The following is a 16,015-nucleotide window of genomic DNA, read 5'->3' as shown; positions in this document are numbered from 1 at the left end:
CGCGATGACGCCGAACAAAGACGGATTCCCAGGCTTGCCGACTGAGCTCGGAACCCACGCCGCACAGTGGGGTCGGCGCAAGCCCGTTACCACGACGCGCCGAGTAGCCGGCTGACCGCAGCGATTCCCGGCAAACAGACCGAGAACGAGGCACCCGTGTTGCGGACGGGCGAGCGGCATCGGGCCGGGCCGCACCCGGGACAAGCAACATCCGGCCGCAGCACACCCAGGACAAGCAGCATCGGACTGGGCGACACCGGCCGATGGGCAACCCCACCGGAGATCGGCAGGCTGCACGGCACGCGGGGCGCCGCTCGACCCCTCGCGCCAACGACGAGAACTGTGCCTGGACGCACGGCCACACCGCGCGGCCACAACCGGAACGGCACCCTGTCCCGCGCTCCAACGACGCAACTCGACACACCGCACACCGCGCGGCCACAACCGGAACGGCACCGGGGCGACAGCCGGAACGGCATCCCGCCTGGCGACACCGACAAACGGAACAGCGCGCGGCAGGCGCCAACCAGACAGGCGCGCGGCAGGCGCCAACCGGACAGGCGCGCGGCAGGCGCCAACCGGACGGGCGCCCGGCACACGCGACGCGACAGCCGAACCAGCGCCTGGGATGACACCGGACAGCGCCTGGAACGACACCGACAACCTTGGCGGCTGCCGGGACGGCGCCACGGTCATGACCGTGCCCCAGCGACACGGCCGCCACCTGCCGACAGCGAAACACCCCGGGCCGAACACCGCTCCGGCCCGCGAGGGCGCGCCGAACCCCGGTGCCGCTAGTGCCTCAGCCACACCGCCCGCGCGCATACCGGGCACCGGGCACGGCAGACCCATGTACCGGGCGAGCAGCGAACAGTCGCGCAGCAACAGCGGGCACACAGCACGGCACCGGCACGCTGACAGCAAACCCGCAGCACAGCACCTGTGCAGTCGCCGCGGACGCGCACGCCCCCACTCGCCGCCCCCGCTCGCCGCCGTCGCTCGCGGCGCCGAGCGGGCCTGCGGTGGCGCCGAAGCTCAGTACCGGTAATGCTCCGGCTTGAACGGGCCCTCGACGTCGACGTCGATGTACTCCGCCTGCTCCTTCGTCAGCTTGGTCAGCTCGCCGCCGAGCGCCTGCAGATGGATCCTCGCCACCTTCTCGTCCAGCTTCTTCGGCAGCCGGTACACCTCGTTGTCGTACTCCTCGTGCTTGGTGAACAGCTCGATCTGCGCGATCACCTGGTTGGAGAAGCTGTTCGACATCACGAAGCTCGGGTGCCCGGTCGCGTTGCCCAAGTTGAGCAGCCGACCCTCGCTCAACACGATGATCGACTTGCCGTCCGGGAACACCCACTCGTCGACCTGCGGCTTGATGTTGATCTTCCGGATGCCCGGGTAGCGGGCCAGGCCCGCCATGTCCAGCTCGTTGTCGAAGTGGCCGATGTTGCCCAGGATCGCCTTGTCCTTCATCCGGGACATGTGCTCGACCGTGACCACGTCCCGGTTTCCGGTCGCGGTGATCACGATGTCGGCGATGGACACCACCGACTCCAGCCGCTTGACCTCGTAACCGTCCATCGCGGCCTGCAGTGCGCAGATCGGGTCGATCTCGGTGACGATCACCCGCGCGCCCTGCCCGCGCAGCGATTCGGCAGCGCCCTTGCCCACGTCGCCGTAGCCGCAGACCACCGCCACCTTGCCGCCGATCAGCACGTCGGTGGCCCGGTTGATGCCGTCGATCAGCGAGTGCCGGATCCCGTACCGGTTGTCGAACTTCGACTTGGTCACCGAGTCGTTCACGTTGATCGCCGGGAACAGCAGCTCACCCTGCGAAGCCATCTGGGTCAGCCGCAGCACCCCGGTGGTGGTCTCCTCGGTGACACCGCGGATGCCCTGGGCGATCCGGGTCCACTTCTTCGGGTCGGCCGCCAGCGACGCCCGCAGCCGCTCCAGGACGATGTTCCACTCCTCCGAGTTCTCCTCGTCGGCAGGCGGAACGACCCCGGCATCCTCGAACTGCTTGCCCTTATGCACCAGCAGGGTGGCGTCGCCGCCGTCGTCCAGGATCATGTTCGGCCCGCCGTCCGGCCAGGTGAGCATCTTCTCGGTGCACCACCAGTAGTCCTGCAGCGTCTCGCCCTTCCACGCGAACACCGGAACGCCCTGCGGCTCGTCCACCGTTCCGTGCGGCCCGACGACGACCGCGGCCGCGGCGTGGTCCTGCGTGGAGAAGATGTTGCAGGACGCCCAGCGAACCTCCGCACCGAGCGCCACCAGGGTCTCGATGAGCACCGCGGTCTGCACCGTCATGTGCAGCGACCCGGAGATCCGCGCCCCACGCAGCGGGTAGACCTCGGAGTACTCCTCACGCAGCGCCATCAGGCCCGGCATCTCGTGCTCGGCCAGCCGGATCTCCTTCCGGCCGAACTCGGCGAGCTCCAGGTCGGCAACGGCGAACTCGATGCCGTTGCGCGTCTGCACCGGTACCGACGGCGTGTTTTCTACGGTCATAAGGCGTTTCCTCCATGCGTGGTCGTCCATCGAACACTACCGTGGGCCTGCCGGTGGAAGACCGGCGTGGTGCCGCCGCCCACCCGGCGCCGGCCAGCCAAACCGAGCCATCCGACCGACACCGAAGGACCGCTGGTCATCCATGTCCCCCAGGTCACTGCCCGGCCACGACACCCGAGTGGTCGAGCTGCGCGTCCCCGGCCTGGTCGGCGTCACCGGCGAGCAGCTGCTGGACTCGGTCGCGACGGTCACGGTCGACGGCGACGCGGCGGGCGAGCTGGTGCGCCCGGCGGACCGGATGCGCAGGCCGGCGCCCGGCCCCGTCCTGCAAGCGCTCGGCCGGTCGCTGCCCCGCACGCTGGAAGGCTACTTGTGGGGCAAGATGACCTCCGGCGGGGCGGTGAAGGCCACCTGGGCGCTGCTGTTCCCGTTCTCGCTGGCCAACGTCGCGCACGGCATGCTGCCCGCTCCCACCGGCCGGCCGGGCCGCGTTCTGCTCGGCGTCTGCCGAGCGCTGCTGCGGGTCGTCGGCCTGCTGCTGACCGCCCTGCTGATCACCCAGCTCGGCGTGATCAGCCTCGACCTCATCGCCGCGCAATGCCTCGGCGGCACCGAGGACTGCCTGCCATGGGTACCCGGATGGCTGCGCGAGAGCGAACAGCTGCGCATGGCCATGGGCATACTGCCTCCCCTGGCCGTCGTCGTGGCGATGCATCGCGTGTCGGTGGTCAGCTGGCGCCACGCCGGAGTCAGACCTTCCGCCGCTGTCCGGCCGGGAGGCGAACGCTCGGGAACGCCACGGCGGCTTGCCGGTGACGTCCTCCGGCCAGGGCCGAACGCGGCGATCCTGCGGACATTGCACACTGTCACGTCGCTGCTGTGCGTGGCTTTGTTGCCACTCGGTGGCCCGTTCACCCGCCAGGACGATCCCCTGGCGCAGGTGGTGTGGATCGTCGACCTGGTGCTGCTGGTGCTCGTCTTCGTGGCCGTGGCCGCGCTCGACGACGTGGCCGCCGACCTGCGGCGCGTGTTTCCCCGGCCCGCGCGTGCCGTGGCGGTCGGTGTCGCCGGGCTGCTCGTGCCCGCCGCCGGGTTCGCCGGCTCCCCGCTGGGGGCGGGCCGCGCCGGGCTGGACTCGATGACCGAAGGCATCCTCGCCGCCCTGGTGCTGGCCTGGCTCGGCTTCGCGTCGCTGCTCGTGCCGTTGGCGTTGACCGCCCGGCGGGGGTGGAAGGACCTGCCGCACCGGCTGCGGCCGTGGCTGGGCGGCTGGGCCGCCGCGCCCACCGTGCTGCTGGCCTGCCTGATCGGCGCGGGCTTCGGCGCCGGGCTGGCCATCTCCGTTCGCGAACTGCTCGACGCCTCCGCGCTGGCCCTGCCCGACAGCTACCAGGGGATCACGTTGCTGTGGGGAGCGGGCACCATCGCCGCACTGGTGCTGTGGACCGGATTCCGGACGATCGCGCTCCCGCTGCGCAGGCGCCGCCGGGGCATCCCGCCGATCGTGCGCCTGCTGCACGACGACCACGAGGACCAAAAGGAAGCCGCACGCGCCTGGGCCACCGCGATCCTCGAGCGCAAGCACATGCACCGGCTGGTCGCGGCCCTCGCCCTGTTCCTCGCCGGGATCGCCGCCGTGCTCATCACCCGCCGGATCGCCGGCTGGGAGGTGCCGGTCGAGCTGCGCTTGCTGGACGACCTCGGCGTGGTGGCGCTGGGCGTGCTGGCTGCCGGGCTGCTCCGGGTCGTCTACACCGCCGCCCGGCAGGCCGGCCGCAGCAGGCACCTCGGCGCACTGGCCGACCTGGTGTTCTTCTGGCCTCGGCGGGCGCATCCCATCGTGCCCCCGTCCTACGCCCTCAAGGTCGTCCCCGACCTCGTCGAGCGGGCCCAGCACCACCTGGCGGAACCGAACACCAGGGTGGTGCTCGCCGGCTACAGCCACGGCGGTTTGCTCGCCCTGATCGCGGCCGCACGGCTGACCGACGTCTGCCCGCCCGACCAGGTCGAGCGCCTCGGCCTGATCACGGCGGGCACCCCGGCCCAGTGGGGCTACCAGCGAGCCTTCCCCAGCCTGCTGCCGACCGCCGAGCTCGCCGAGCTGTTCGGGCGCCTGGCCGGCCGCTGGCGCGGCCTGTGCCGGGGCACCGACCCGTTCGGCGGCGGCGTCACCACGTGGCGGCACCAGGTGGTCGCGGGCAAACTGCTGGGCGTCGGCTACACCCCGGACGGCGACATCAGCCCGCTCGCCCCCGCGATCCGCGGCCCGTCGTCGGCGTTGATCATCGGCGGCGACCACTGGCTGGCCGACCCGGTCGCCCGCCAGCCCGACGTGGACCGGCGCTGGGCACCGGGCGTTCTCCGGCACAGCGACTACCTGGTCGACCCGGAATGGGATCACGCGGTCGCGATCGCCGCGGGCTTGGCACGGCCGGAGACAGCCGCCGCCAAACACGACGGCGAGCAGACGTCATGGCTCAGCGACCTGCCGCGCCTGCACTGAACCGCCGCTTGCGGGGCAGCACCCACGCGTCCCGGTGATCCGCCGGTTCAGCCCTGCTTCTCGCTGCCCGCCGCGTTCGCCGTGCCCTTGTCCGACGGCCCGGACAGCTGCCGGTCCAGGTCGGGCTCGAGATAGATCAGCCGGGCAGCAGGCACCTTGGCGCGCACCCTGGCCTCGGCTTCGTCGATGGCCCGCGCCACCTCGGGCAGCGACAACCGCGGAGTGAGCGCCAGCTTCGCGGCCACCAGCAACTCCTCCGGGCCCATGTACTGGGTCTTGATGTGGATGACCCGCTCGACGTTCTCCCCGGTTTCCAGCTCACCGACGATGGTCTTCAGCTCCTCCGGCGGCGAGCCCTCACCGATGAGCAGGCTCTTCATCTCGACCACCAGGATGATCGCGATGACGCCGAGCAGCACACCGATGCACACCGTGCCGACGCCGTCCCAGATCGGGTCCCCGGTCAGCACGGTCAGCCCGACACCGCCGAGCGCCAGCACCAGGCCGACCAGTGCGCCGGCGTCCTCCAGCAGCACCACCGGCAGCTCCGGCACCCTGGACTGCCGGATGAACTGCCACCACGAGGCGTCGCCCTTGAGCTTGGCCGACTCGACGATCGCGGTGCGGAAGCTGAACCCCTCCAGCGCGATCGCCACCACCAGGATGATCACCGCGACGATCGGCGAGTCCAGCTCGTGCGGCTCGGACAGCTTCTCGATGCCCTCGTAGAGCGCGAACAGCGAGCCCAGCGAGAACAGCATCAACGCGACGATGAACGACCAGAAGAACCGGTCCCGCCCGTAGCCGAACGGGTGCTGCAGGGTCGCCCGGCGCTTGGCGGTGCGCTGCCCGAGCAGCAGCAACCCCTGGTTGGTGGTGTCGGCGACCGAGTGAACCCCTTCGGCCAGCATCGACGACGACCCGGTGACCGCGGCACCGACGAACTTGGCCGTCGCGATACCCGCGTTGGCCAACAGCGCAGCGATGATGGCCCTGGTACTGCCCTCGGCGGCCACGCACGTCCTCCCTCACGTCCTTCGAAGTCGACGGGAGCTTATAGGACGTGCGAGTGGCCGCTTGCGTGATCTCCGCCCTGGTGTGGCGCGAGCGAGGCTTCAGCCGGTGGTCGCCCGGAAGATCTGCGCGCCGCCCGCCTCGGCAGGCCGCACCGCCACCGGCGGCTCGCCTGCGGGCAGCCACACCGAACGGCCGCGCGGGACGGTCAGCTCCCGCTCCCCGCGCAGCACCACCGAACCGCGGCTGCACAGCACGATCTGTGGCCGTCCGCCGGCCAGCACGATCTCCCCGTCGTCGCCGTCGGTCCACTCCACGCGGGACAGCTCGAACTCCGGCGCCGGGGTGTGGTAGACGCGGATGCGCGGCTCGTCCGGATCCGGATCCCCCGTGCTCACCGGCATCTCGCCGCAGGTGAAGTCCAGCACGCGCAGCAGCTCCGGCACGTCGACGTGCTTGGGGGTCAGGCCGCCCCGCAACACGTTGTCCGAGTTGCCCTGCAGCTCGATCGCCATACCGCGCAGGTACATGTGCAAATTGCCCGCGGGCAGGAAGATGCCCTCGCCCGGCTGCAGCGTCAGCCGGTTCATCAGCAAGGAAGCCAGCACGCCCGCGTCGCCGGGGTGGCGGTCCGCCAGCTCCAGCGCAGTGTGGCACTCCTGCTCGAACTCGCCGCCGGCGTCGACGTGCTCCGCGCACGCCTTCAGCACCGCGGGCAGCAGCTCGTCGAGGTGCTGCTGCGGCATCGTGATCCACGTGGTGAACAGCGCCCGCAGCCCGTCCCGGTCCGGCTGCCCGGCCAGCAGTCCCGCACTCTTGGACAGCTCCGCCGAATCCAGCGCGCGCAGCAGCGCCACGGTGCGCTCGGCGGGCGCGAACCCGGCCAGCGCGTGGAACTCGGTCAGTGCGCAGACCAGCTCGGGCTTCGGCGTCGGGTCCGGGTAGTTGCGGTGCGGCGCGTTCCGCGGAATGCCCAGCTTCTCCTCCCTGGCGAAGCCTTCCGCGGCCTGCTCGGCCGACGGATGGGCCTGCAGGGACAGCGGCTCGTCCGCCGCGAGCACCTTCAACAGGAACGGCAGACGATCGGAGAATCGCCTGGCCACCTCGGGCCCCAGCTGGCCGGAGGGGTCGGATTCGATCAGCTCGAGCAGGCTCTGCTCCCCGCCGTCGGGGGTGGCCACCCGCGAGGGGTCTTGCGGGTGGGCGCCCATCCACAACTCGGCCTCGGGATGCTCGGTGGGCGCAGGACGACCGGTGAATTCCGCCAGTGCCGTCCGCGATCCCCAGGCGTACGGACGCACCGCGTTGCGCAGCAATCGCATGTCAGGCCTGCACCGAGTGATAGCGTCCGCCGACCGTCCCCGAGGCGAGCCCCAGGTACAACGCCGCCATCTCCATGCGCAACGCCAGCACCGCGGCCAGCGCCGGCTCCGCCACACCCAGTTCATCGGCCATGTCGAGTACCTCCGCTTCTGGCAACACCTCGTGCGCCGACCGCCGCACCACGCTGGCCGCCGCGTCGGTGCGGATCGCCACCAGCAACAGCCGGATCCGCGGCACGACCCCGTCCTGCGCCTCCTCCTCGGGGTCGGCGAAGATGCTGGATCCAGTGTGCTCGTTGACCACCGCCCGGTGTAGCGCCACTCGAGTTACCGCGTGCCGGTATTCGGCCGCATCGGCCACCACCGCGGCGTCCGCGGCCAGGGCATGCGCACCGTAGCCCGCGACCGCGGCGGCCACCGGATCCAGTCCCCACAGCAGCGGCGTGCGCTCCGCCCAGCGCAGCGCCAGCGACTTCGCCGGATTGACGAACGACTCGTGGCCGAGATGGTTGCGCTCCGCCTCGGCGTCGAGCTGATCCGCCACCAGGTCGACGTCCACCGGCAGCAGGTTCAGCCCGGACACGGTGAGCAGCCCGGTGATCAACGCGCACGGGAAGCTCTCCGGGATCGCCCCGCGCAGCTGGGGAGAGATCAGCAGGCCCCGGCCGGCGACCGCGGCGGCTACCGGCCCTTCCGGCGGCGCGGTCAGCACCACGGTCGCGCCGTACCGCACCGCCCGGTCCAGGGAGACGGCCAGCTCGTCGTCCCCCGGGTCGGCGGTGAAGGCGTACACCACGTCCAACGCACCGACCCAGTTCGGGACCACGTCGGTGACCACCACCGGCACCGGACACCCCGGAGCCAGCAGGCTCGCGATCACCCGCATGGCGGCGCGGCCGGTGCCCTGCCTTCCGGCCAGCACCAGCGCCCGCGGCCGGTCGACGTCCAGATGCCTGGCCAGATCCTGCTCGCGTGCGATCTCCGCGGACGCCCGCACCTGCGCACCGGCCATGGCCGCCGCGCGCAGCCGCGCTTCGGTGTCCGCCTCGGCCAGCCGAACCGGATCGTCGAGCAGGGTGTCGTCGAAGCCGGTCATTGCTCGCCCGCGTCCTCCGCCGTGTCCTTGCCCGGCTGGATCGCCTCGTCCAGCAACAGCACCGGGATGCCGTCCCGCACCGGGAACTGCCGCCCGCACTCGGTGCAGGTCAGCACGTCGGCGTCGGGGTCGTCCGGCGTCCCGGCACGCAACGGAGCATGATCCTCCGACGGGCAGGCCAGAATCTCCAGCAGCTGCTCGTCCAGCTCTACGGCCACGCTTCCTCCCTACCAGGGTCCGCCGCTACCCGCGGATGATCGCCAGCACCTCGTCGGCCAGCGCCGCGACCGCGTCCGCGTCGGCCGCTTCCGCATTCAGCCGCAACAGCGGCTCGGTGTTCGACGGACGCACATTGAACCAGCTTCCGTCCGGCAGCTCGACCGTCAGGCCGTCCAGCTCGTCGATCCGCACGCCCGGCCGCTTGGCGAACGCCTCCTTGACCGCCATCATGCGCGCGACCTGGTCGTCCACCCGGGAGTTGATCTCGCCCGAGCCCGCGTAGCGCTGGTATTGCGCGGCGAGCTCGGACAACGGCCTGTCCTGCTCGCCGAGCGCGGCCAGCACGTGCAGCGCCGCCAGCATGCCGGTGTCGGCCCGCCAGAAGTCACGGAAGTAGTAGTGCGCCGAGTGCTCACCGCCGAAGATCGCGTTGGTCTCGGCCATCGTGGCCTTGATGAACGAGTGGCCGACCCGGGTGCGCACCGGCTTCCCGCCGTGCTCGCGGACCAGCTCGGGAACGGCCTTCGACGTGATGAGGTTGTGGATGATCGTGGCGCCCGGTTCCTTGGCCAGCTCCCGCACCGCCACCAGCGCGGTGACCGTGCTCGGCGGGACCGGCTCGCCGCGCTCGTCGACCACGAAGCACCGGTCGGCGTCGCCGTCGAAGGCCAGCCCGGCGTCGGCCCCCAGCTCGCGCACCTTGGCCTGCAGATCGCGCAGGTTCTCCGGCTCCAGCGGGTTGGCCTCGTGGTTGGGGAACGTGCCGTCCAGCTCGAAGTACAGCGGCTCGATCGTCACCGGCAGACCGTCGAACACGGTCGGCACCGTGTGCCCGCCCATGCCGTTGCCCGCGTCGACCACCACGCGCAGCGGTCGAATACCGCTGAGATCGACCAGTTTGCGCAGGTAGGCCGCATAGTCGGCGAGCACGTCCCGCTCGGTGCGCGTACCGCGCGGACCGTCGTAGCCGGGCACGCCCTGCTCGACCGCCTCGCGGATGTCGGCAAGGCCCGACTCCTGCCCGACCGGGCTGGCCCCTGCCCGGCACAGCTTGATGCCGTTGTAGGCGGCCGGATTGTGGCTGGCGGTGAACATCGCGCCGGGCAGATCCAGCGAACCCGAGGCGAAGTACAGCTGATCGGTGCTGGCCAGGCCGATCGACACCACGTCGACGCCCTGCGCGAGCACACCTTCGGAGAACGCCCGCGCCAGTCCGGGCGACGAGTCGCGCATGTCGTGGCCGATCACCACCGCCCGCGCGCCTTCGCCGCGCATCAGGCGCGCGAAAGCCGCGCCGAAGTCACCGACCAGTTCCTCGGTGAGCTGCTCGCCCACCACACCCCTGATGTCATACGCCTTGACGATGCCCGACAGGTCAGTCACACGGCCCCCGATTTCTTGACAAGCAGCAGCGGATACCGGTGCCGAGCCTACCGGGACCGGGCCCTACGTGACCGGGTCGGGCAGCACGCGCAGGTGGCCGCGACGGGTGCCGCCGCTCGGCGGCCGCTCGTCGGGCTGCTGCTGCGGCGGGGGTTCCTTCCTGCCCGCCTCGCGGACGGCTTCCGCCAGCGCGGTCAGCTCGTCGCTCGACGGCTCGTCGGAGAAGTCACCCTCGTGCCGGACGACCTCCCAGCCCCTCGGGGCGGTCAAACGCATCGCGTGTTCGGCGCACAAGTCGTAGGAGTGCGGCTCCGAGGCCGTGGCCAGCGGACCGACAACGGCCGTCGAATCGCTGTAGGCGTAGGTCAGCGTGGCGACCGCGGGAAGTCCACACCCCGACCGAGAGCACACACGCACGGTTCGCATGGCCGCAAACTGTAGCCGGAGTCGACCAGCACTGGGCGGAGGCGCACCGAGGGAAATCACATCGTCACCATCGGGCCACCCCGATGTCCGTCCGATGGTGCCCGCACGGGCAACGGCGACCGCCCGAATGCGCCTTTCACCCGCGCGGCGGGCGGCACCACCGGGCCGTCGGCACATGCCGGCGGGATGCGGACCGCCACGACGTAGGCTGCCAGCGTGGGTAGCAATCGCATCCGCCGACGGGATCGACGCGGCCGTGGCCTGCGCGGGCCGCTGCTGCCCGCGACGCTGCCGGCGGCGGCCACCCGGGCGGAGCAGTTCGACGCCTTGGTGGTCGAGGTGCTGGAGCCCATCGAGGCGCGCTGGGCGCACAAGCTGGCGGAGCTCGACGTGGCGGTGGACGAGGTCCCGGACGTCCGCGGAGAACCCGACGACGAAGGGCTGCTGCTGGACGGGCTGGTGCCGCTGTCCCGGCTGGTCCCGGTCGGGGTCGACCGCAACGGGGTGCCCACCAGGGCCAGGATCGTCGTCTACCGGCGTCCGCTGGAAGCGCGCGCCAAGGATCCGGAGGAGCTGGCCGACCTGGTGCGCGAAGTGTTGGTCGAACAGATCGCCACTTATCTCGGCGTCGATCCCGACGACGTCGAGTAGCACCCCGCTAGCCTTCGTCACCACCCGGCGACGTCTTCCTGCGCCTGCTGGGGATCGCGGTCAGCAGGGTGAACAACACCGCGCCGATCTGAGCCAGCAGCAGGATCTCCCGCACCGTGTCGTCGTGGCTCACCTCGACCTCGGCGGACCGGGTCGGCACCTCGACCGCGACCTGGTGGCCCCACGCCCGCACGATCGGCCGCTGCCTGCCGTCGACGGTGGCTTGCCAACCGGCTTCGTGCGTGGCGGCCAGCACCAGCAGGCGCCCCGCCGGGCCGTCGGAGACCCGCACCCGCACGTCCGGCGGGCTGGTCTCGACCACCGCGACACCTTCGCCTTCGATGTCCCCGGTCGGCGGCTCGCCGCTCACCGCCAGCTTGGTCACTTCCGGCGCGATCAACGTGACCGGTCCGCTGGGCGGGCGCAACCGGATCAGCTGCCGGCCGTCGGCAAGCGGCGGCGCCGTCGTCGCGATCTCCCCTGCGGTCGTGATCACACCCGCAGCGGGCACGCCCGGCGGGAGCGCGATGAAACGGACACCCGCTGCACCGGCCGCAGCCATGGTGTCCCGCACCGCCTCGGGGTCGCGCGAGGTGAGCAGCACCTGCTGCCATGCCGCGAGCCGTTCGGCCGCGCCGTCCGGCAGCTTGAGATCGTCGTCGCCGAACCGAGGCGTGCGGCCGGCGGACAGCCGTGGCGGATCACCGTCGGCACGCAGCTCGAGGATCGCCGTCGAGGTCCGGCGCAGTTCCGACGCGATCGCCGCGGTCGGCTCGATCCGGTCGGCCGGGCGCAGCGGGCCTTCGCGGCCTGCGACCACCGCGGCCGCGGCGAAGACGATCAGCCCGCCGAAGGACACCGCGACCGCCAGCCGCTGAGCCAGCCCGAGCGGGGCGCGCCGCAGATGCGCTCCCGTCTCGTACTGGGTCACCGCGAGCAACACGCACAGCAGGCCCAGCCCGATGATCAGCAGTGGCGCTCCGGCCCACCCCACCCGGGCCTCGCCGCCGCCGGGCGGAACCATCGGCACCAGCAGCACGACCGCGAGCGCGGCGCCACCCAGCGCCACGATCCCGCCGCCGACGACCGCGCTCAGGGCCGGCCGGACGATCACGCCGACCAGCGCGGCGACGATGAGCACCGCACCCAGCGGCACGGCGCCGACACCGCCGGGGTGCAGGGAGAACAGCTCGCCGCCGCCTGCCGTCACCTCCGGCAGGCGGGCTCCGACGCCATGCAGCAGCAGAGCCGGGTTGCGCACCCACTCGGTCGGCCACGGCAGCAGCAGGGCCAGGGGCAGCAAGGCCACCACGGCCATCCCGGCGATGCGCCGCGTCATCCGCACGGTCGACGGCGCCACCACGAACCCGGCCACCAGCCCGATGACGATCACCACGTGGGTGAGCGGGCTGAAAGCACCGATCAGCGCCACCCCGAGCGCCGTGGCCCCCGCGGTGGACAGCCAGCGCCGTCCGTCCCGGGCATCCGGCTTGGCCAGCACGTCCGGCCGGAGCACCGCACCGATGCCTGCCACGACGAGCGGCAGCAGGATGTGCGCGACCACGACGTCGAGTCGACCCTGCGCGACGGCAGCAGTGGCGGGCGGCAACACCGCGTAGACGGCGGCCAGCAGCGCACGCACCCAACGCCGGACCCTGAGCCTGCGCGTGGCGGCATATGCGCTCAGCGCTGCCAGCGGGATGTCGAACAACAGCAGGAGCGCCACCAGTGCGGCGGGCCCACCGACCGGCGCCAGCGGAGCACCGAGCGTGCCCAGCACTGCCAGCGCCGCAGGCGCGTGCGCCGACGTCCCACCCCCGACGGCGTGCCAGCCGGTCAGGTAGCTCGTCCAGATCTCCGCGAGCGAACCGACCGGCAGCAGCCGTCCGCCGGCCAGGTCGAGCCCCAGCCGATGCCAGTTCACCGCGAGCGCGAGAGCGACCGCTCCCACCGTCAGCAGCAGTCCGGGGGCGAGCAGGGTCGCGGTGAGGATGCGCTTGCGGTCGATCTCGACGAACACCAGGCCGGTGGACGCGGCGTGGGCGCCCGGGGACGGCCGCCACCGCTGTTCCTCCTCGCGTTCGTCCTCGGCGGGCAGCTGACGTGCCGCTTCCTGGCCGGCCAGCGGGACGGCCACCACGCCACGCGTCCGGCCACCGAAGGTGGCTGCCTTCAGCTGCTCCGGCGGCGTCCACGTCGTCCTGACCGCCTTCATCTCCGGCAGGCGGCCGAGCGCGACCTCCTGCGCCACGTTGCGCCGCACCAGCGCCAGCACGAGACGGCGGACGCCGCGGCGGACACGCGCGAACCGGCCGATGAGCAGGCCGCGTACCGGCGAACGCTTCCCACCTGGCGCGAGACGGCGCCACTCGGCGGCACGCCGGGCGCGATCCGCCCGGAGGCGCGCCAGTCCGCCGAACACCACCCCGGCGCCGGCGAACTCGGCACGCGCCCGCAACGAGCGTCCGATCAGCAGGAAGGCGATGCCGCGCAGCAGGCACAGCAACGCCAGCCGGGGCACCCCCACCAAGAACGACAACCGGGAGCAGTTGAGCAGGAACGTGCGCACCCCGGCGCGCCGCTCGGCGATGCGGAGCGCGGCCGGGTCGGTCGATTCCAACGCGGCCGTGTCCCGGTCACCGGCCTGCACCGCCCTGGCGTGCCGGATGTGCGCCTGCGGCACGCTGAGCACGGTCCTGCCGACCGCGTTGGCCCGCCACCCGAAGTCGAGGTCCTCCCCAAGCAGCGGAAACGACTCGTCGAACCCGCCGACGTCGTCCCACAGCGCCCGGTCGACCAGTGCGCCCGCGCTCGGCACGGCGAGCACTTCGGTGCTCTGCCCGGTCGGGTCGTCCAACGGGGTGCCCGAGGTCTTCAGCCCGCTGTCCTGGCGGCGGTGCCCCGACGCATCGGTGGACAGCCCGGCCTCGACCACCAGCCGGGGATCGGCCCAGTCCACCCCGAGCGGGCCGAGCACGGCCGCCGACGGCGCCGCCTCCGCGGCATTCAGCAGGGTGGCCAGGCAATCGGGTTCCGGAGCGCTGTCGTCGTGCAGCAGCCACAGCCACCGCACCTCGTCGTCGAACGTCTCGTCGGCCAGCTTCACGCCTGCCTTGACGGCGGCGGCGTAGCCACTTTCCCTCGGGACCGTCACCACCGCGTCGATCACCGACGCCGCGGATTCGGCGGCTTCGTTCAGCAAGGACGCCGTGCGGTCGGCCGAACCGGTGTCGACCGCGACGATGCGTGCAGGACGAACACTGCTGCGCTGGAGTGCTCGCAACACCGTCGGCAGCCACGCTTCGCCATCGTGGCACACCATCACCGCGAGCACGGGCGCCGTTTGCGGCGCTGCCTGGCCTTCCGACACGTGCAGAAGGTAACCGCCGCCGGGGCGCGCTCCCGTCATCACCCCGCGCAGCGGACGCGGCTACGCCGTGCGCTTCTTCAGCTTGCGCCGCTCCCGCTCCGACAACCCACCCCAGATGCCGAAGCGCTCGTCGTGCTGGAGCGCGTACTCCAGGCACTCACTGCGCACCTCGCACCCCTGGCAGATGCGCTTGGCCTCCCGGGTCGAGCCCCCCTTCTCCGGGAAGAACGCCTCCGGATCGGTCTGCGCGCACAACGCGCGCTCCTGCCAGTCCTGCTCCTCGGCCACGTCGAACAGCTCGGCCAGGATGTCGAGCTCGGGTGCGGAGTTCCCCACCCCACTCATGGCCTCCCCCTGACGCCTTGGTTCCGCGTTACCCACGTCCGCCTCCTTGCCTCCACGCAGCTTGCGGCGAACACATTCGTCCCCGGACAACCGCACCACGATTTCCGCTGTCTACCTGCGCAGCGACGCAAATGACATTACTGTGATTACACCCTTGTGATCCCACCCGGTCAAGCGAAGTCCCATAGTTGGGGGATACGAATTCCGCGACGCGCAAGCCGACACGCCGAGCAATTGGTTGGTTCCTCACGGTGCTGCCGGCTTGATACGGCCCACTGCGGGCGCGGGGTCGCTGGTAGTTCAGACTAAACGGGTGCCTCGATCAGCTGTGCGCCCCAGTCCGATCTTCCTCGCCCTGCTGGCCGTCGCCGTGGCCGGGGGCCTGCTCGCCGCGTTCTTCCCGCCGGTGGAGCTGGACGTCTCCGGCGAGGCGGGCACCAATCCGCTCGGCATCACCGGGATCGTGCTGCTCGTGCTGGGCGGCTGGGCGGTGTCGCTGACGCTGCACGAGTTCGGGCACGCCGTGGTGGCCTACCGGGGCGGGGACCGGGAGGTGGCGCACAAGGGCTACCTGACCATGGACATCCGCCGCTACACCGATCCGATCCTGTCGCTGGTGCTGCCGCTGCTGATCCTGGCCATCGGCGGCATTCCACTGCCGGGCGGCGCGGTGTGGATCAACCAGTGGGCGCTGCGCTCCCGGGCGGTCTCGTCGGCGGTGTCGCTGGCAGGCCCGCTGTCCAACCTGGCGCTCGGCGTGCTGCTCACCGGCGCCGTCGCCCTGTTCCCGGACATGCCGTTCGGCCTGCTGTGCGGGCTGTCGCTGCTGGCGATGTTCCAGATCCTGGCGTTCGTGCTGAACATCCTGCCGGTGCCCGGGCTGGACGGCTACGGCGCGATCGAGCCGTATCTGTCGCCGCAGGCGCGCGAGTTCGGCGCCAAGGCCAGGCCGTGGGCTCCGCTGGTGCTGTTCGCGCTGCTGATCGCGGTGGAGCCGGTGGCGCGGGTGTTCTTCGAGTTCTCCTACTTCGTGTTCGGCCTGGTCGGCGGGAACGAGCTGGCCGCGATCATCGGCCTGCAGCTGTTCCAGTTCTGGCGCTGACCGGGCCCGCCGCGCCCGGTGGCCCGGCATCGCCACACCGACGCACCGGCCTGGCAGGCGCGCACCGACGCAC

The 16,015-nt window shown here is 71.7% G+C and carries 12 protein-coding genes; 3 read left to right on the top strand and 9 right to left on the bottom strand.

Going from position 1 to position 16,015, the window contains the following annotated elements:
* Positions 1-1,035 precede the first annotated feature (1,035 nt).
* On the bottom strand, positions 1,036-2,511 hold the full coding sequence (ahcY, locus tag YWY_RS0111280; protein ID WP_028847687.1) for an adenosylhomocysteinase: 1,476 nt from the start codon (positions 2,509-2,511) through the stop codon (positions 1,036-1,038).
* 142 nt (positions 2,512-2,653) lie between these two features.
* On the opposite strand from ahcY, the gene YWY_RS0111275 reads away from it, so the two are divergent.
* The gene (locus YWY_RS0111275) at positions 2,654-5,014 is read left to right on the top strand and encodes a hypothetical protein (RefSeq protein WP_038045016.1); all 2,361 of its coding nucleotides are present in this window, start codon (positions 2,654-2,656) and stop codon (positions 5,012-5,014) included.
* Between the two features lie 47 nt (positions 5,015-5,061).
* Here the strand turns inward: YWY_RS0111275 and YWY_RS21545 are convergent, their stop codons facing one another.
* The 6 genes from YWY_RS21545 to YWY_RS0111245 form a co-directional block, all read right to left on the bottom strand.
* A complete protein-coding gene (locus YWY_RS21545) occupies positions 5,062-6,030 on the bottom strand; it encodes a cation diffusion facilitator family transporter (protein WP_051310158.1) in 969 nt (322 codons plus the stop codon).
* Positions 6,031-6,129: 99 nt separating this feature from the next.
* Positions 6,130-7,350: a mannose-6-phosphate isomerase, class I gene (gene manA / locus YWY_RS0111265; RefSeq protein ID WP_028847685.1), complete on the bottom strand. Its 1,221-nt coding sequence runs from the start codon at positions 7,348-7,350 to the stop codon at positions 6,130-6,132.
* Position 7,351: 1 nt separating this feature from the next.
* On the bottom strand, positions 7,352-8,446 hold the full coding sequence (locus tag YWY_RS0111260; RefSeq protein ID WP_028847684.1) for a hypothetical protein: 1,095 nt from the start codon (positions 8,444-8,446) through the stop codon (positions 7,352-7,354).
* Entirely contained in the window at positions 8,443-8,664 is a 222-nt protein-coding gene (locus YWY_RS0111255) for a Trm112 family protein (RefSeq protein WP_028847683.1), read from the bottom strand. The genes YWY_RS0111260 and YWY_RS0111255 overlap by 4 nt, the downstream gene beginning before the upstream one ends.
* Positions 8,665-8,689: 25 nt before the next feature.
* Positions 8,690-10,048, bottom strand: a complete 1,359-nt coding sequence (locus YWY_RS0111250) for a phosphomannomutase/phosphoglucomutase (protein ID WP_028847682.1) — start codon at positions 10,046-10,048, stop codon at positions 8,690-8,692.
* Positions 10,049-10,111: 63 nt separating this feature from the next.
* On the bottom strand, positions 10,112-10,474 hold the full coding sequence (locus YWY_RS0111245; protein ID WP_028847681.1) for a DUF3499 domain-containing protein: 363 nt from the start codon (positions 10,472-10,474) through the stop codon (positions 10,112-10,114).
* A gap of 216 nt (positions 10,475-10,690) precedes the next feature.
* On the opposite strand from YWY_RS0111245, the gene YWY_RS0111240 reads away from it, so the two are divergent.
* Positions 10,691-11,125: a metallopeptidase family protein gene (locus tag YWY_RS0111240; protein ID WP_028847680.1), complete on the top strand. Its 435-nt coding sequence runs from the start codon at positions 10,691-10,693 to the stop codon at positions 11,123-11,125.
* A gap of 7 nt (positions 11,126-11,132) precedes the next feature.
* On the opposite strand, the gene YWY_RS0111235 is transcribed toward YWY_RS0111240, so the two are convergent.
* Together YWY_RS0111235 and YWY_RS0111230 are read right to left on the bottom strand one after the other, a co-directional pair.
* Entirely contained in the window at positions 11,133-14,495 is a 3,363-nt protein-coding gene (locus YWY_RS0111235) for a glycosyltransferase (protein WP_342665110.1), read from the bottom strand.
* Between the two features lie 60 nt (positions 14,496-14,555).
* Entirely contained in the window at positions 14,556-14,840 is a 285-nt protein-coding gene (locus YWY_RS0111230) for a WhiB family transcriptional regulator (protein WP_028847678.1), read from the bottom strand.
* A gap of 313 nt (positions 14,841-15,153) precedes the next feature.
* On the opposite strand from YWY_RS0111230, the gene YWY_RS0111225 reads away from it, so the two are divergent.
* Complete coding sequence (locus YWY_RS0111225; protein WP_028847677.1) at positions 15,154-15,942, top strand: site-2 protease family protein; 789 nt, start codon at positions 15,154-15,156, stop codon at positions 15,940-15,942.
* The last annotated feature ends 73 nt before the right edge of the window (positions 15,943-16,015 follow it).

Origin of the sequence: Thermocrispum agreste DSM 44070 (assembly GCF_000427905.1) — a bacterium.
Taxonomy (GTDB): Bacteria; Actinomycetota; Actinomycetes; order Mycobacteriales; family Pseudonocardiaceae; genus Thermocrispum; species Thermocrispum agreste.
The sequence above is the reverse complement of the archived record's forward strand: the minus strand, read 5'-3'. Positions and strand labels throughout refer to the sequence as shown.